Source organism: Flavobacterium sp. LHD-80 (assembly GCF_030929605.1).
In the GTDB taxonomy this organism is placed as follows: domain Bacteria; phylum Bacteroidota; class Bacteroidia; order Flavobacteriales; family Flavobacteriaceae; genus Flavobacterium.
Genome location: NZ_JAVFVS010000011.1, coordinates 93,091 through 107,100, shown reverse-complemented (window position 1 = coordinate 107,100; position 14,010 = coordinate 93,091). Strand labels below are relative to the sequence as shown.

26 protein-coding genes are annotated in these 14,010 nt (G+C 35.2%); all 26 read right to left on the bottom strand.

The genetic code is table 11. The features are described from left to right. Nucleotides 1–2: 2 nt before the first annotated feature. Nucleotides 3–119: a type B 50S ribosomal protein L36 gene (gene ykgO, locus RB619_RS15315; RefSeq protein WP_002987490.1), complete on the bottom strand. Its 117-nt coding sequence runs from the start codon at nucleotides 117–119 to the stop codon at nucleotides 3–5. A 12-nt stretch (nucleotides 120–131) separates the two neighbouring features. Then, nucleotides 132–347 carry a translation initiation factor IF-1 gene (gene infA, locus RB619_RS15310; RefSeq protein ID WP_026714631.1) on the bottom strand — a complete coding sequence of 72 codons (216 nt, stop codon included), beginning with the start codon at nucleotides 345–347 and terminating at the stop codon, nucleotides 132–134. 7 nt (nucleotides 348–354) lie between these two features. Next, nucleotides 355–1,701, bottom strand: a complete 1,347-nt coding sequence (gene secY, locus RB619_RS15305; protein WP_029272054.1) for a preprotein translocase subunit SecY — start codon at nucleotides 1,699–1,701, stop codon at nucleotides 355–357. Nucleotides 1,702–1,713: 12 nt separating this feature from the next. Next, the gene (gene rplO, locus RB619_RS15300) at nucleotides 1,714–2,166 is read right to left on the bottom strand and encodes a 50S ribosomal protein L15 (RefSeq protein ID WP_308098966.1); all 453 of its coding nucleotides are present in this window, start codon (nucleotides 2,164–2,166) and stop codon (nucleotides 1,714–1,716) included. 11 nt (nucleotides 2,167–2,177) lie between these two features. Then, entirely contained in the window at nucleotides 2,178–2,360 is a 183-nt protein-coding gene (gene rpmD / locus RB619_RS15295) for a 50S ribosomal protein L30 (protein WP_017495010.1), read from the bottom strand. Between the two features lie 12 nt (nucleotides 2,361–2,372). Next, complete coding sequence (gene rpsE / locus RB619_RS15290) at nucleotides 2,373–2,897, bottom strand: 30S ribosomal protein S5 (RefSeq protein ID WP_085950926.1); 525 nt, start codon at nucleotides 2,895–2,897, stop codon at nucleotides 2,373–2,375. A 3-nt stretch (nucleotides 2,898–2,900) separates the two neighbouring features. Continuing rightward, nucleotides 2,901–3,251: a 50S ribosomal protein L18 gene (gene rplR / locus RB619_RS15285; RefSeq protein ID WP_035650451.1), complete on the bottom strand. Its 351-nt coding sequence runs from the start codon at nucleotides 3,249–3,251 to the stop codon at nucleotides 2,901–2,903. 11 nt (nucleotides 3,252–3,262) lie between these two features. After that, nucleotides 3,263–3,805: a 50S ribosomal protein L6 gene (rplF, locus tag RB619_RS15280; protein WP_111285050.1), complete on the bottom strand. Its 543-nt coding sequence runs from the start codon at nucleotides 3,803–3,805 to the stop codon at nucleotides 3,263–3,265. 18 nt (nucleotides 3,806–3,823) lie between these two features. Then, nucleotides 3,824–4,222 (bottom strand): 30S ribosomal protein S8, encoded by a 399-nt coding sequence (gene rpsH / locus RB619_RS15275; protein WP_029272051.1) that lies wholly within the window; start codon nucleotides 4,220–4,222, stop codon nucleotides 3,824–3,826. A 106-nt stretch (nucleotides 4,223–4,328) separates the two neighbouring features. Next, nucleotides 4,329–4,598 (bottom strand): 30S ribosomal protein S14, encoded by a 270-nt coding sequence (rpsN, locus tag RB619_RS15270; protein ID WP_031456037.1) that lies wholly within the window; start codon nucleotides 4,596–4,598, stop codon nucleotides 4,329–4,331. A gap of 3 nt (nucleotides 4,599–4,601) precedes the next feature. Then, a complete protein-coding gene (rplE, locus tag RB619_RS15265) occupies nucleotides 4,602–5,153 on the bottom strand; it encodes a 50S ribosomal protein L5 (protein WP_017495015.1) in 552 nt (183 codons plus the stop codon). Between the two features lie 2 nt (nucleotides 5,154–5,155). Then, nucleotides 5,156–5,470, bottom strand: coding sequence for a 50S ribosomal protein L24 (rplX, locus tag RB619_RS15260; protein WP_144338057.1), 315 nt, complete (start codon nucleotides 5,468–5,470; stop codon nucleotides 5,156–5,158). Between the two features lie 11 nt (nucleotides 5,471–5,481). Beyond that, the gene (gene rplN, locus RB619_RS15255) at nucleotides 5,482–5,850 is read right to left on the bottom strand and encodes a 50S ribosomal protein L14 (protein WP_007803649.1); all 369 of its coding nucleotides are present in this window, start codon (nucleotides 5,848–5,850) and stop codon (nucleotides 5,482–5,484) included. A gap of 2 nt (nucleotides 5,851–5,852) precedes the next feature. After that, on the bottom strand, nucleotides 5,853–6,113 hold the full coding sequence (rpsQ, locus tag RB619_RS15250) for a 30S ribosomal protein S17 (protein ID WP_007803646.1): 261 nt from the start codon (nucleotides 6,111–6,113) through the stop codon (nucleotides 5,853–5,855). Between the two features lie 17 nt (nucleotides 6,114–6,130). After that, nucleotides 6,131–6,322 carry a 50S ribosomal protein L29 gene (gene rpmC, locus RB619_RS15245; protein WP_008464297.1) on the bottom strand — a complete coding sequence of 64 codons (192 nt, stop codon included), beginning with the start codon at nucleotides 6,320–6,322 and terminating at the stop codon, nucleotides 6,131–6,133. Nucleotides 6,323–6,334: 12 nt separating this feature from the next. Then, nucleotides 6,335–6,760 carry a 50S ribosomal protein L16 gene (rplP, locus tag RB619_RS15240; RefSeq protein ID WP_017495016.1) on the bottom strand — a complete coding sequence of 142 codons (426 nt, stop codon included), beginning with the start codon at nucleotides 6,758–6,760 and terminating at the stop codon, nucleotides 6,335–6,337. Between the two features lie 19 nt (nucleotides 6,761–6,779). Further along, nucleotides 6,780–7,538 (bottom strand): 30S ribosomal protein S3, encoded by a 759-nt coding sequence (gene rpsC, locus RB619_RS15235; protein ID WP_008464292.1) that lies wholly within the window; start codon nucleotides 7,536–7,538, stop codon nucleotides 6,780–6,782. Between the two features lie 5 nt (nucleotides 7,539–7,543). Then, complete coding sequence (rplV, locus tag RB619_RS15230) at nucleotides 7,544–7,957, bottom strand: 50S ribosomal protein L22 (protein ID WP_007803631.1); 414 nt, start codon at nucleotides 7,955–7,957, stop codon at nucleotides 7,544–7,546. Nucleotides 7,958–7,963: 6 nt separating this feature from the next. After that, entirely contained in the window at nucleotides 7,964–8,242 is a 279-nt protein-coding gene (rpsS, locus tag RB619_RS15225; RefSeq protein ID WP_012022488.1) for a 30S ribosomal protein S19, read from the bottom strand. A gap of 6 nt (nucleotides 8,243–8,248) precedes the next feature. Then, on the bottom strand, nucleotides 8,249–9,073 hold the full coding sequence (gene rplB / locus RB619_RS15220) for a 50S ribosomal protein L2 (RefSeq protein WP_308098957.1): 825 nt from the start codon (nucleotides 9,071–9,073) through the stop codon (nucleotides 8,249–8,251). Nucleotides 9,074–9,082: 9 nt separating this feature from the next. Then, nucleotides 9,083–9,373 (bottom strand): 50S ribosomal protein L23, encoded by a 291-nt coding sequence (rplW, locus tag RB619_RS15215; RefSeq protein ID WP_294789219.1) that lies wholly within the window; start codon nucleotides 9,371–9,373, stop codon nucleotides 9,083–9,085. A 7-nt stretch (nucleotides 9,374–9,380) separates the two neighbouring features. Next, on the bottom strand, nucleotides 9,381–10,010 hold the full coding sequence (rplD, locus tag RB619_RS15210; RefSeq protein WP_308098955.1) for a 50S ribosomal protein L4: 630 nt from the start codon (nucleotides 10,008–10,010) through the stop codon (nucleotides 9,381–9,383). Continuing rightward, nucleotides 10,010–10,627, bottom strand: coding sequence for a 50S ribosomal protein L3 (rplC, locus tag RB619_RS15205; RefSeq protein ID WP_057124294.1), 618 nt, complete (start codon nucleotides 10,625–10,627; stop codon nucleotides 10,010–10,012). The genes rplD and rplC overlap by 1 nt, the downstream gene beginning before the upstream one ends. A gap of 405 nt (nucleotides 10,628–11,032) precedes the next feature. Continuing rightward, complete coding sequence (rpsJ, locus tag RB619_RS15200) at nucleotides 11,033–11,338, bottom strand: 30S ribosomal protein S10 (protein WP_007803605.1); 306 nt, start codon at nucleotides 11,336–11,338, stop codon at nucleotides 11,033–11,035. An 11-nt stretch (nucleotides 11,339–11,349) separates the two neighbouring features. Then, nucleotides 11,350–13,506: an elongation factor G gene (fusA, locus tag RB619_RS15195; RefSeq protein WP_308098948.1), complete on the bottom strand. Its 2,157-nt coding sequence runs from the start codon at nucleotides 13,504–13,506 to the stop codon at nucleotides 11,350–11,352. A gap of 10 nt (nucleotides 13,507–13,516) precedes the next feature. After that, complete coding sequence (gene rpsG / locus RB619_RS15190; RefSeq protein WP_026727879.1) at nucleotides 13,517–13,993, bottom strand: 30S ribosomal protein S7; 477 nt, start codon at nucleotides 13,991–13,993, stop codon at nucleotides 13,517–13,519. Between the last annotated feature and the right edge of the window lie 17 nt (nucleotides 13,994–14,010).

Genomic DNA, 14,010 nt, shown 5'->3' with positions numbered 1-14,010 from the left:
AATTATCCTTGTCTTTGTTTAAATCTAGGATTCTTTTTGTTTATTACGTACAGTCTCCCTTTTCTACGCACGATAATGCACTCGGCACTTCTCTTTTTTACTGATGCTCTAACTTTCATAGTAATTATCCTTTAATATCGATAAGTAATTCTTGCTTTTGACAAATCATAAGGACTCATTTCTAGTTTCACTTTATCACCAGGTAATAATTTGATGTAATGCATTCGCATTTTACCAGAAATATGAGCAATTACAACATGTCCATTTTCTAACTCCACACGGAACATCGCATTTGACAATGCTTCAATGATTGATCCGTCTTGTTCTATTGCTGATTGTTTTGCCATAAATATATTAAGCTACCGCTTTTCTATTTTTACCAGTCTTCATTAAACCATCATAATGCTTGTTTAACAAGTATGAATTGATTTGTTGAATAGTATCTATTGCAACCCCAACCATAATTATTAATGAGGTACCTCCAAAAAACATTGCCCAAGATTGTTGTACATCCATAATACTTACAACAATAGCTGGGAACACAGCAATCAAAGCAAGGAATAAAGATCCTGGGAAAGTTATTAAAGACATCACTTTATCTAAGAAATCTGAAGTCTCAGCTCCTGGACGAACACCAGGAATAAAACCACCACTTCTTTTTAAATCATCAGCCATTTTGTTCGTAGGAACAGTAATTGCAGTATAGAAAAATGTAAATACAATAATTAAAGTTGCAAATACAAAATTATACCAAAAACCGAACATATTACTAAATGCTCCAACAATAGATTGTGATGTATCTGATTTAGATAATCCAGCTACAGCCGCAGGTATAAACATAATTGCCTGAGCAAAAATGATTGGCATAACTCCAGAAGCATTAAGCTTAAGAGGAATCCACTGTCTATTACCACCTGCCAAATCTTGCTCATAGTCTCCAGTTGTAGTACGACGAGCATACTGTACTGGAATTCTACGTACTGCCATTGTAAGCAATACACAAGAAATAATTACTAATAACCATACAATAATTTCAATGGCCATTAACATTAAGCCTCCAGTGTTGTTTGTAACTACAGACTTAAATTCTTGCATAAAAGCTTGTGGTAAACGAGCTAAAATACCAACCATAATCAATAATGAAATTCCATTTCCAATACCTTTATCAGTAATTTTTTCACCTAGCCACATAGCAAAAATAGTACCAGTAACTAAAATGATTACAGACGAGAATAAAAATTCAGGTGAATTAAAGCCTAGTAGAAAAGCACTACCAGGCAATGTTCTGTATAAATTATAGATATAAGTTGGACCTTGAACCAATGTAATAGCAATAGTTAACCAACGTGTAATTTGATTAATCTTTTTTCTACCACTCTCCCCATCATTTTGAAGTTTTTGTAAATAAGGAATCGCAATTCCCATTAACTGAACAACAATAGATGCAGAAATATAAGGCATAATTCCTAAAGCAAAAACTGAAGCCTTAGAAAATGCACCTCCGGTGAACATGTCTAGGATAGATCCTAAACCATTTTTAGTTTGTCCTGCTAACCCCATCAATTGAGTTGCGTCAATTCCAGGAAGCGTAACGTGTGCTCCAAAACGATATACTAAAAGCAATCCTAAAGTGATTAGAATTCTATTCTTTAGTTCTTCGATTTTCCAAACATTGCTAATTGATTCAATAAATTTCTTCATACAATAGAAAAATTATATTGTTACAGCCTCTCCTCCAGCAGCTTCAATAGCAGCTTTTGCAGTAGCAGTAAATTTGTGAGCAGTTACTTTTAATTTTGCTTTCAATTCTCCTCTTCCTAAAATCTTAACGATTTCATTTTTGGTAGCTAGACGGTTTGCAACAAATTCTGCCATAGAAACAGAATCAGTAACAACACCTTTGTCTACTAATAATTGAAGCGTATCTAAATTAACACCTTCGTATTCTTTACGATTGATGTTTGTGAAACCAAACTTAGGTACACGTCTTTGAAGTGGCATTTGCCCTCCTTCAAAACCAATCTTTTTAGAATAACCAGAACGAGATTTTGCTCCTTTGTGACCTCTTGCAGCAGTGCCACCTTTTCCAGAACCTTCTCCTCTACCTAATCTTTTATTTTGATTGTGCGTTGATCCTTCAGCTGGTTGTAAGTTACTTAAATTCATAACAGTATTTGTTATTTAGCTTCTTCAACAGAAACTAAGTGTTTAACTTTGTTTATCATACCAAGGATAGCAGGGTTTGAATCATGCTCTACAACTTGTCCCATTTTACGTAGACCTAAAGCTTCCAAACCTCTCTTTTGAGAAAGAGGACAGTTGATTTTGCTTCTTACTTGTTTTACTAATAATTTAGCCATAATTTCCTTGAATTAACCTTTAAAAACTTTTTCTAAAGAAACACCTCTTTGTTTTGCAACAGTATGAGCGCTTCTCATTTGTAATAAAGCATCAAAAGTTGCTTTCACTACGTTATGAGGATTTGATGATCCTTGAGATTTAGATAATACATCGTGAATACCTACTGATTCAAGAACTGAACGAACAGCTCCACCAGCAATAACTCCTGTACCATGAGAAGCAGGAATTAAGAATACACGTGCACCACCAAATTTACCTTTTTGTTCGTGAGGAACAGATTGTCCGTTCAAAGGAATTTTTACTAAATTTTTCTTAGCATCTTCTACTGCTTTCGCAATTGCTTCAGAAACGTCTTTAGATTTTCCTAATCCGTGACCAACCACTCCATTTTCATCACCTACAACTACAATAGCAGAAAAACCGAAAGCTCTACCACCTTTTGTAACTTTAGTAACACGATTAACACTAACTAGACGATCTTTAAGTTCAAGACCACTAGGTTTTACCAATTCTACATTTTTGTATTTAGACATAATATATTAGAATTTAAGTCCAGCGGCTCTTGCGCCTTCTGCTAATGATTTAATACGACCGTGATATAAATATCCACCTCTATCAAAAGTGATGGTATCAATCCCAGCTTTTAACGCTTTCTCCGCAACTAGTTTTCCAACAGCAGCAGCTACTTCAACGTTAGTACCTTTTCCTATTTCTTTTTCTCTAGAAGATGCAGCTAATATAGTAACTCCATTTACATCATCAATGATTTGAGCGTAAATTTCTTTATTACTTCTAAACACAGATAATCTAGGTCTTGCAGCAGAACCACTAACCGATTTTCTAATTCTGAATTTAATTCTCTGTCTTCTTTCAGATTTTGTTAATGACATAATCTTATTTTTTAAGCTGATTTACCTGCTTTTCTTCTTAATACTTCACCCACAAATTTAACACCTTTTCCTTTATATGGCTCAGGCTTACGGAAACCTCTGATTTTCGCAGCTACTTGACCTAAAAGTTGTTTATCAAATGATGTTAATTTTACGATAGGGTTCTTACCTTTTTCAGATATTGTTTCTAAAGATACTTCTGGAGCAATTTCTAAAACAATATTGTGAGAATATCCAAGAGCTAAATCTAATTTTTGACCTTGGTTTGAAGCTCTATAACCAACTCCAACTAATTCTAGTTCTTTTGTGAAACCTTCAGATACACCAACAACCATATTACTGATCAAAGATCTGAATAATCCGTGTTTTGCTCTATGGTCTTTATGATCAGATGATCTTTCTACTGAAACTTGATCACCTTCAACAGTTACAGTTACGTCCGAAAACTCCTGAACTAGTTGACCTTTTTTTCCTTTTACTGTAATAATACCGTCTTTAACTTCAACAGTTACACCAGCAGGGATTACAATTGGGCTTTTACCTATTCTTGACATCTTATCTAGTGTTTAAAATTAGTATACGTAACAAATTACTTCACCACCTACATTTAATTGCTTAGCTTGTTTTCCAGTCATCAAACCTTTTGATGTAGAAACAATAGCAATTCCTAATCCATTAAGGATTCTAGGTAATTTGGCAGCACCTGCGTACTTACGTAAACCAGGTTTACTAATTCTTTGGATATCTTTGATTACAGGCTCTTTAGTATCTTTATCATACTTCAAAGCAATTTTGATAGAACCTTGAACAGTGTTCGTCTCAAATTTGTAACTTAAGATATAACCTTGATCAAATAAGATCTTAGTTATTTCTTTTTTTAGATTAGAAGCTGGAATTTCAACAACTTTGTGGTTTGCAGCCACAGCGTTACGAACTCTAGTCAAATAATCTGCAATAGGATCTGTATACATATGTATTTGATTGCGATTACGGTTTTCAGGAAGCACTATGCTTCCTGAACCTTTAATCAATTAAAAATTATTTTTTGGTTTGCAAAAGTAATAACTTATTGCGAGATTACCAAGATGCTTTTTTAACTCCAGGAATTAACCCATTATTAGCCATTTCACGGAAAGTTACACGTGAAATACCAAATTGACGAATATAACCTCTTGGTCTACCTGTTAATTTGCAACGATTGTGCAAACGAACTGGTGAAGCATTTTTAGGTAATTTTTGTAAGCCTTCATAATCTCCAGCTTCTAATAAAGCTTTTCTTTTTTCAGCGTACTTAGCTACCGTTTTCTCTCTTTTAACCTCACGGGCCTTCATTGATTCTTTAGCCATGTCTTAATTCTTTTTAAAAGGTAATCCTAATTCAGCCAATAATGACTTTGCTTCCTTGTCTGTTTTTGCAGTAGTAACAAATGTAATATCCATTCCTGAGATTTTGTTTACTTTGTCAATATCAATTTCTGGGAAAATGATTTGCTCCAAAACTCCAAGATTGTAATTACCTCTTCCGTCGAAACCAGTAGCTTTGATACCACTAAAATCTCTAACACGTGGTAAAGCAGAAGTAATAAGTCTATCTAAAAACTCATACATTCTTTCACCACGTAAAGTAACTTTTGCTCCAATAGGCATTCCCTTTCTCAATTTGAAAGACGCAACGTCTTTCTTTGAAATTGTAGATACTGCTTTTTGTCCAGTGATCTTTGTTAACTCATCAACAGCATAGTCAATAAGTTTTTTATCAGATACAGCTGCACCAACTCCACGGCTCAAAACGATTTTTTCAAGTTTTGGAACTTGCATTACGTTTGTATATCCGAACTCTTCTTTAAGAGCAGAGATTACTCTACTCTTATATTCTTCTTTTAGTCTAGGTGTATATGCCATTACTATAGTACTTGATTAGATTTTTTTGAAAATCTTACTTTCTTATCTCCTTCTACTCTAACTCCTACTCTAGTTGTTTCCTTAGTTTTAGGATCAATTAAAGCAATGTTAGAAATTTGAATAGAAGCTTCTTTCTTAACGATACCACCTTGAGGGTTTTTAGCACTTGGTTTTGTATGTTTTGAAACCATGTTCACACCTTCAACTATCGCTTTATTTTTCTCACGGTAAACACGTAAAACTTTACCTTCAGCACCTTTATGGTCTCCAGCAATAACTCTTACGATATCTCCTGATTTTATTTTTAGCTTTATCATCTTAAAACGAATTAAAGCACTTCTGGTGCTAATGATACAATTTTCATGAATTGTTTTTCACGAAGTTCTCTTGCTACCGGACCAAAAACACGAGTCCCTCTCATCTCACCTGCAGCATTCAAAAGAACGCATGCATTGTCATCGAAACGGATATAAGAACCATCAGCTCTTCTCACTTCTTTTTTGGTACGTACAACAACTGCAGTTGAAACAGCTCCTTTTTTAACGTTTCCGTTTGGAGTTGCATCTTTAATAGATACTACAATCTTGTCACCAACAGAGGCATACCTTCTTTTGGTACCTCCTAAAACACGGATAGTTAAAACTTCCTTAGCTCCCGTGTTATCTGCTACTTTTAGTCTTGATTCCTGTTGTACCATAATTATTTAGCTCTTTCTAAGATTTCAACTAATCTCCAACATTTTGTTTTACTTAAAGGACGCGTTTCGCTAATTCTTACAGTATCTCCAATGTTACAGTCGTTTGTTTCGTCGTGTGCAACATATTTCTTAGTTTTCAACACGAACTTACCGTATAATGGGTGTTTTACTTTTCTTACTTCAGCAATAACAATAGACTTATCCATTTTATTTGAAGTAACAACACCTATTCTTTCTTTTCTTAAATTTCTTTTTTCTTCCATCTTTCAGCAGAATACAATTATTGTAACTCTCTTTTAGTTAACTCTGTAGCTAATCTTGCAACTGTTCTTCTAACGCTTCTAATTTGAAGTGGGTTAGCAATTGGAGAAATAGCGTGAGCCATTTTTAGGTCAGCATATACTTTCTTAGTTTGACTAAGCTTTTCTTGCAACTCCGCTGCAGAAAGATCTTTTATTTCTGATTGTTTCATAATAAATATAAATTATGCTTCGAAATCTCTAGCAACGACGAATTTAGTTTTTACTGGAAGTTTCTGAGCTGCAAGACGTAAAGCCTCTTTTGCAACTGATAACGGAACTCCTCCAACTTCAAACATAATTCTTCCTGGTTTAACAACAGCAGCCCAATACTCAACTGCTCCTTTACCTTTACCCATACGTACTTCAAGAGGTTTCTTAGTGATAGGTTTGTCTGGAAATATTTTAATCCATAATTGTCCTTCTCTCTTCATGTAACGAGTTGCAGCGATACGTGCAGCTTCGATTTGACGAGAAGTTAAGAACATTCCATCTTCATGTACAGATTTAATACCAAACATTCCATTAGAAAGTTCATGCCCTCTTTGAGAGTTACCTTTCATTTTACCTTTTTGTACCTTACGGTATTTTGTTCTTTTAGGCTGTAACATTTTTCTTTAGTTTAAAAATTTACTTTCTTTTACGAGCGTCTGGTTTACCACCTTTGTTAAAGTTAGATTTGCCTCTAGGAGCATCTCCACCTTTACCACCACCTGTACCAGATTGTTTTTTGTCCATTCCAGCAAGTGGAGAAAGTTCTCTCTTACCGTAAACTTCACCTTTCATGATCCATACTTTGATACCCATTCTACCATAAGTAGTATGAGCTTCAGCCAAAGCATAATCAATGTCAGCTCTGAAAGTTGATAGAGGAATTCTACCTTCTTTGAAACCTTCCGAACGCGCCATCTCAGCTCCATTCAAACGACCAGAAATCAAAACTTTGATACCTTCAGCGTTCATACGCATAGAAGCAGCAATAGCCATTTTGATTGCACGTCTGTAAGAAATACGGCTTTCGATTTGACGAGCGATGCTTGTCGCCACAAGATAAGCATCTAACTCAGGTCTTTTGATTTCAAAGATGTTAATTTGAACCTCTTTGTCAGTAACTTTCTTAAGTTCTTCTTTTAACTTGTCTACCTCTTGTCCACCTTTTCCGATAATGATACCAGGTCTAGCAGTAGTGATAGTAACGGTTACAAGTTTCAAAGTTCTCTCGATGATTACTTTTGATACACTAGCTTTTGATAAACGAGCATGGATATACTTTCTGATTTTGTGATCTTCGGCTAATTTATCACCGTAATCATTTCCACCATACCAGTTTGAGTCCCATCCTCTGATGATACCAAGTCTATTTCCAATTGGATTTGTCTTTTGTCCCATGCTGCTTAAGAATTGCTTTGTGTGTTATTGATAGCTCCAAGCACGATTGTTACGTGGTTAGAACGTTTTCTGATTCTGTGTGCACGACCTTGTGGAGCTGGACGAAGTCTTTTCAACATCATTCCACCATCTACTCTGATCTCTTTAACAAATAATCCAGCTTCTTCTAAATTACCTTCACTATTTTTTTGCTCCCAGTTGTTGATTGCAGATAATAATAGTTTTTCTAATTTTCTTGAAGCTTCTTTAGAACTGAATCTTAAAATGTTAAGTGCTCTTTCTACCTTCTGACCTCTTACCAAGTCCGCTACTAAGCGCATTTTTCTAGGTGAAGTAGGGCAGTTATTCAATTTTGCGAAAGCAATAGACTTATTAGCCTCTTTTCTCGCATCTGCTGTTTCTCTTTTACGAACTCCCATTGCTTCTTATTTTTTACCTTTATTTTTTGCTCCAGCATGACCTCTAAAAGATCTAGTTGGTGAAAACTCTCCTAATTTGTGACCTACCATGTTTTCTGTTACGTAAACTGGTACAAATTGACGACCGTTATGAACTGCGATAGTTTGTCCAACGAAATCTGGAGTAATCATAGAAGCTCTAGACCAAGTCTTTACTACACTATTTTTACCACTTTCTACGTTTTCTTGAACTTTCTTGTCTAATTTATAATGAACGAAAGGTCCTTTTTTTAATGAACGTGCCATATCTTATTATTTCTTTCTACGTTCTACGATATACTTGTTACTCGGGTTTTTCTTAGAACGAGTTCTGTAACCTTTAGCTGGCAATCCGTTTCTTGAACGTGGGTGCCCTCCAGAAGAACGTCCTTCACCACCTCCCATAGGGTGATCAACTGGGTTCATCGCTACTGGTCTAGTTCTAGGTCTTCTTCCTAACCATCTTGTTCTACCTGCTTTTCCAGATACAACTAATTGGTGATCAGAATTAGAAACAGCTCCAATTGTAGCCGAACAAGTCAACAAGATTAATCTTGTCTCACCAGATGGCATTTTAATTGTTGCATATTTCCCGTCTCTTGCCATTAACTGAGCAAAAGTTCCAGCTGAACGAGCAATAACAGCTCCTTGTCCTGGACGTAACTCAATACAAGATATAACAGTTCCAAGAGGAATTCTGCTTAAAGGTAATGTATTACCAATTTCAGGTTGAGATTCTGGACCAGAAACTAATTTCTGACCAACTTTCAATCCGTTTTGAGCAATAACATAAGTTTTTGCTCCATCAGCATAAGCTAATAAAGCAATAAATGCAGTACGATTTGGATCGTATTCGATTGATTTCACTGTAGCTGGAATTCCATCTTTAGTTCTTTTGAAATCAATAATACGATATCTCTGCTTGTGACCACCACCCGTATAACGCATGGTCATCTTTCCTTGACTATTTCTACCTCCAGAGTTTTTTATCGGCGCTATCAAAGAGCGTTCCGGCTTATCAGTTGTAATGGCGTCATAACCATTCACAACTCTAAATCGCTGACCTGGGGTAATAGGTTTTAATTTTCTTACTGACATTTTTCTATCTTAGATATTGTTGTAAAAATCAATTGTTTCTCCTTCTTGTACTTGAACAATTGCTTTTTTGATTGCATTTGTCTTTCCACTGATTAAACCACTTTTAGTGTATTTAGTAGATCTATCTGGTCTCACATTCATTGTGTTAACTGAAACGATAGTTACTCCATAAGCAGCTTCAACAGCTTTCTTAATTTCAACTTTGTTTGCTTTTCTGTCAACAACGAATCCGAAGCGGTTTAGAACTTCACTTTCTTTGGTTACTTTTTCCGTTACTATAGGTCTAATAATGATGCTCATAATCCTATTATTTGCTTAAATTTTCTTCAATTAACTCTAAAGAACCTTCTAAAAGCACTAAATTATTAGTGTTTAAAATAGCGTAAGTGCTTAATTCAGAGCTAGTTACGATATTTGAAGCCTTTAAATTACGTGACGACAAATATACGTTTTTATTCGACTCTCCCAACACAAATAGAGATTTTTTATTTTCTAACCCTAAAGCTTTCAAAACGTTAATGAAATTTTTAGTGTTTGGCGCATCAAAATTAAAGTCTTCTAAAACGATAATATTTGATTCTTTTGCTTTGATTGAGAAAGCTGATTTTCTTGCCAATCTTTTCAAAGCTTTATTCAATTTGAATGAATAGCTTCTTGGTCTTGGTCCGAAAACTGTTCCTCCACCTTTAAACAAAGGATTCTTAACACTTCCAGCACGAGCTGTACCCGTTCCTTTTTGTTTTTTAATCTTACGCGTACTTCCAGTTACTTCAGCTCTTTCTTTAGCTTTGTGAGTACCTTGTCTTTGATTAGCAAGATATTGCTTAACATCAAGATATACTGCGTGATTGTTTGGTTCAATTGCGAATACTGAATCAGAAAGTTGAACTTTTCTTCCAGTATCTTTTCCGTTGAAATCTAATACTTTTACTTCCATTACTTCTGAATGATTACGTAAGAGTTTTTGTGCCCAGGAATACATCCTTTAACAACAAGTAGGTTCTTTTCAGCAACTACTTTTAAAACTCTAAGGTTTTGAACTTTTACATTATCTCCTCCCATTCTTCCAGCCATACGCATTCCTTTGAATACTCTAGATGGATAAGAAGAAGCTCCTACAGAACCTGGCGCTCTTAAACGGTTGTGCTGACCATGAGTAGCTTGTCCAACACCACCAAAACCGTGACGTTTAACAACACCTTGGAAACCTTTACCTTTAGACACACCTTGTACATCTACAAATTCTCCTTCTTCAAAAATAGAAACATCAATAAGATCCCCTAATTTTTGTTCAGTTGCGAAATCTTGGAATTCAACGACTTTTTTCTTAGCAACAGTTCCAGCTTTTTTAAAGTGACCTAAAGCCGCTTTAGTAGAATGTTTCTCGTTTTTGTCATCGAAACCAAGTTGCAACGCTTCGTACCCGTCAACACCTTTGGTTCTGACTTGGGTAACAACACATGGACCAGCTTCGATTACTGTACAAGGAATGTTTTTCCCGTTTTCATCAAAAATACTTGTCATGCCGATTTTCTTACCAATTAACCCAGACATAAATATTAATTATTAATTACTAAAATTCCCTTCAATTTGAAAATAACAGAAATTTCCAAACAGGGAGTGCAAAAGTAGACATTAAAATTGAATATACCAAACGGTTACAAAAATTAAATCGCTCATAATCAAAATCCAAGCTCCGAAATAACATCAAAAACAACTTTATTCATCTCAAGTTTTGAAACTTTTTTTTTAATCTTTAGGCAATTTACACTTAACAATTACTTAATAAAATTGAAATAAAAAACTTCCGCACTTCCCTAAAACAAAGGACTTTAAACAAATCTGAAAATTTTTTAAATCATAAAATATTCAAAAAATAAACAAATTAAAACCACCTTTCAAAACAAAAAAAAAGCGAGACATTTCTGTCTCGCTTTTTATATGAAAAAATATAAAAAATTATACTTTTATCTCTACTTCTACTCCACTTGGCAATTCAAGTTTCATTAAAGCATCAATAGTTTTAGATGAAGATGAATAAATATCAATCAATCTCTTGTATGACATTACTTCAAATTGCTCTCTCGCTTTTTTGTTAACGTGCGGAGAACGTAATACAGTGAAAAGTTTTTTGTGAGTTGGCAACGGAATTGGACCTGTTACAACTGCTCCAGTAGTTTTTACTGTTTTTACGATCTTTTCAGCAGATTTATCTACCAACATGTGATCGTAAGATTTTAGTTTTATTCTGATTTTTTGACTCATTTTCTTAAGAATTAAGCGTTACCTTTTGCTTTTTTAATTACCGCTTCTGAAATATTAGAAGGCGTTTCTGCATAGTGAGAAAACTCCATTGTTGAAGTTGCTCTACCAGAAGACAATGTTCTTAATGTTGTTACATAACCAAACATTTCTGATAAAGGCACGTCAGCCTTGATAGTTTTAGCTCCATTTCTGTCACCCATATCATTAACCTGACCTCTACGACGGTTCAAGTCACCTACGATATCACCCATATTTTCTTCTGGAGTAATAACTTCGATTTTCATGATTGGCTCAAGAATAACAGCTCCAGCAGCACGTCCAGACTCTTTATAACCCATTCTTGCAGCCAACTCAAAAGATAATGCATCAGAATCCACAGGGTGGAAAGATCCATCAGTTAAAGTCACTTTCAAACTATCCACAGCATATCCTGCTAATGGACCAGTTTTCATAGCCTCTCTAAATCCTTTTTCAACAGCAGGGATATATTCTTTAGGAACGTTACCACCTTTTACAGCATTGATAAATTGTAATCCAACTGGAACTTTACCATCAACTTCATCAGCAGGCTCAATTGTAAATACGATATCACCGAATTTACCACGACCTCCAGATTGTTTCTTGTAAGTCTCTCTATGTGTTGCAGATCTTGTAAACGCTTCTTTGTACTCAACTTGAGGCTCACCTTGGTTCACTTCAACTTTAAATTCACGTTTCATACGATCTACTAAGATATCTAAGTGAAGCTCACCCATACCTGAAATAATAGTTTGACCAGAAGCCTCATCAGTTCTAACTGTAAATGTTGGATCTTCCTCAGCTAATTTAGCTAAAGCCATACCCATTTTATCAACGTCAGCTTTTGTTTTTGGCTCAATAGCAATACCAATTACAGGATCTGGGAATTTCATAGATTCCAAGATAATTGGATTCTTTTCATCACAAAGCGTATCTCCTGTTTTAATATCTTTAAACCCAACAGCAGCACCAATATCTCCAGCCTCAATAAATTCGATTGGATTTTGTTTATTAGCGTGCATTTGGTAAATACGAGAAATTCTTTCTTTGTTACCAGAACGAGTATTTAAAACATAAGAACCAGCATCTAAACGTCCAGAGTAAGCACGGAAGAAAGCTAAACGACCTACGAATGGGTCAGTAGCAATTTTAAATGCTAAAGCAGCGAATGGCTCTTTAACATCTGGCTTACGCAAGATTTTAGTTTGATCTTCTTCCAATAAATCAGCATCATCAGGGTGAATTCCTTCAATACCTTCTTTATCTAATGGAGATGGCAAATACTTACAAACTGCATCCAACATAAATTGAACACCTTTATTTTTGAAAGATGAACCAGCAAGCATTGGGATAATTGCCATATCAATAGTAGCAGCTCTTAATGCATTATTGATTTCTTCCTCTGTAATAGAGTTTTCATCTTCCATGTATTTATCTAAAAGATTCTCGTCGTAAGTAGCAATCTCTTCGATAAGGATAGAACGATATTGTCTAACTTCATCTACCATATCAGCAGGAATATCAACAATATCAAAAGTAGCTCCTTGAGTCTCATCATGCCATACAATAGCTTGATTTTTAACTAAGTCAACAATACCTTTAAAATCAGCTTCATCACCAATAGGCAAAGTAATTGCAACCGCATTCGATTTCAACATATCTTTAACCTGTCCGCATACTCCTAAAAAGTTAGCACCTTGACGGTCCATTTTATTTACGAATCCCATACGTGGAACTCTATATTGATCAGCAAGTCTCCAGTTAGTTTCTGATTGAGGCTCAACACCATCAACAGCACTAAACAAGAAAACTAAACCATCAAGTACACGTAAAGAACGGTTTACCTCTACAGTAAAGTCAACGTGTCCAGGAGTATCAATAATGTTAAAGTGATAAGGCAATGATTCTGGAAGAGCCTTACCTTGCTCAGTTGGAAAATTCCAAGTACAAGTTGTAGCAGCAGAAGTAATTGTAATACCTCTTTCTTGCTCTTGCGCCATCCAGTCCATTGTTGCAGCACCATCGTGTACCTCACCAATCTTGTGTGACTTTCCAGTATAAAAAAGAATACGCTCAGTTGTTGTTGTTTTACCAGCATCAATGTGAGCAGCAATCCCGATATTTCTTGTATATTTTAAATCTCTAGCCATTTCTTACGAATTAAAATCTAAAGTGAGAGAATGCTTTGTTAGCTTCTGCCATTTTGTGAGTATCCATTCTTTTCTTAACCGCAGCACCTTCTTCTTTAGCAGCAGCTAAACATTCTGAAGCTAAACGTTGTGCCATAGATTTTTCATTTCTTCTTCTTGAATAAAGTATCAACCACTTCATTGCCATAGAAATTTTTCTGTCTGGACGAATCTGCATTGGAATTTGGAATGTAGCTCCACCAACTCTACGGCTACGTACTTCTACGTGAGGCATAACGTTTGTTAAAGCATCTTTCCAGATCTCTAATGAAGTCTTCTCATCATTTTGCTTCTTAGTTTCGATGATATCAATTGCATCATAAAATACTTTAAAAGCTGTAGATTTCTTACCATCCCACATTAAGTTATTCACGAAACGTGTTACTAATTGGTCGTTAAACCTTGGATCCGGTAAAAGTGGTCTTTTCTTTGCCGCTCTTTTTCTCATGTCTTTTTCTTAAAAGT

Excerpts from the sequence above, each read along its gene's own strand:
- ykgO (WP_002987490.1), bottom strand. The coding sequence starts at position 119 with ATGAAAGTTAGAGCATCAGTAAAAAAGAGAAGTGCCGAGTGCATTATC.
- infA (WP_026714631.1), bottom strand. The coding sequence starts at position 347 with ATGGCAAAACAATCAGCAATAGAACAAGACGGATCAATCATTGAAGCA.
- secY (WP_029272054.1), bottom strand. The coding sequence starts at position 1,701 with ATGAAGAAATTTATTGAATCAATTAGCAATGTTTGGAAAATCGAAGAA.
- rplO (WP_308098966.1), bottom strand. The coding sequence starts at position 2,166 with ATGAATTTAAGTAACTTACAACCAGCTGAAGGATCAACGCACAATCAA.
- rpmD (WP_017495010.1), bottom strand. The coding sequence starts at position 2,360 with ATGGCTAAATTATTAGTAAAACAAGTAAGAAGCAAAATCAACTGTCCT.
- rplR (WP_035650451.1), bottom strand. The coding sequence starts at position 3,251 with ATGTCATTAACAAAATCTGAAAGAAGACAGAGAATTAAATTCAGAATT.
- rplF (WP_111285050.1), bottom strand. The coding sequence starts at position 3,805 with ATGTCAAGAATAGGTAAAAGCCCAATTGTAATCCCTGCTGGTGTAACT.
- rpsH (WP_029272051.1), bottom strand. The coding sequence starts at position 4,222 with ATGTATACAGATCCTATTGCAGATTATTTGACTAGAGTTCGTAACGCT.
- rpsN (WP_031456037.1), bottom strand. The coding sequence starts at position 4,598 with ATGGCTAAAGAATCAATGAAGGCCCGTGAGGTTAAAAGAGAGAAAACG.
- rplE (WP_017495015.1), bottom strand. The coding sequence starts at position 5,153 with ATGGCATATACACCTAGACTAAAAGAAGAATATAAGAGTAGAGTAATC.
- rplX (WP_144338057.1), bottom strand. The coding sequence starts at position 5,470 with ATGATAAAGCTAAAAATAAAATCAGGAGATATCGTAAGAGTTATTGCT.
- rplN (WP_007803649.1), bottom strand. The coding sequence starts at position 5,850 with ATGGTACAACAGGAATCAAGACTAAAAGTAGCAGATAACACGGGAGCT.
- rpsQ (WP_007803646.1), bottom strand. The coding sequence starts at position 6,113 with ATGGAAGAAAAAAGAAATTTAAGAAAAGAAAGAATAGGTGTTGTTACT.
- rpmC (WP_008464297.1), bottom strand. The coding sequence starts at position 6,322 with ATGAAACAATCAGAAATAAAAGATCTTTCTGCAGCGGAGTTGCAAGAA.
- rplP (WP_017495016.1), bottom strand. The coding sequence starts at position 6,760 with ATGTTACAGCCTAAAAGAACAAAATACCGTAAGGTACAAAAAGGTAAA.
- rpsC (WP_008464292.1), bottom strand. The coding sequence starts at position 7,538 with ATGGGACAAAAGACAAATCCAATTGGAAATAGACTTGGTATCATCAGA.
- rplV (WP_007803631.1), bottom strand. The coding sequence starts at position 7,957 with ATGGGAGTTCGTAAAAGAGAAACAGCAGATGCGAGAAAAGAGGCTAAT.
- rpsS (WP_012022488.1), bottom strand. The coding sequence starts at position 8,242 with ATGGCACGTTCATTAAAAAAAGGACCTTTCGTTCATTATAAATTAGAC.
- rplB (WP_308098957.1), bottom strand. The coding sequence starts at position 9,073 with ATGTCAGTAAGAAAATTAAAACCTATTACCCCAGGTCAGCGATTTAGA.
- rplW (WP_294789219.1), bottom strand. The coding sequence starts at position 9,373 with ATGAGCATCATTATTAGACCTATAGTAACGGAAAAAGTAACCAAAGAA.
- rplD (WP_308098955.1), bottom strand. The coding sequence starts at position 10,010 with ATGGAAGTAAAAGTATTAGATTTCAACGGAAAAGATACTGGAAGAAAA.
- rplC (WP_057124294.1), bottom strand. The coding sequence starts at position 10,627 with ATGTCTGGGTTAATTGGTAAGAAAATCGGCATGACAAGTATTTTTGAT.
- rpsJ (WP_007803605.1), bottom strand. The coding sequence starts at position 11,338 with ATGAGTCAAAAAATCAGAATAAAACTAAAATCTTACGATCACATGTTG.
- fusA (WP_308098948.1), bottom strand. The coding sequence starts at position 13,506 with ATGGCTAGAGATTTAAAATATACAAGAAATATCGGGATTGCTGCTCAC.
- rpsG (WP_026727879.1), bottom strand. The coding sequence starts at position 13,993 with ATGAGAAAAAGAGCGGCAAAGAAAAGACCACTTTTACCGGATCCAAGG.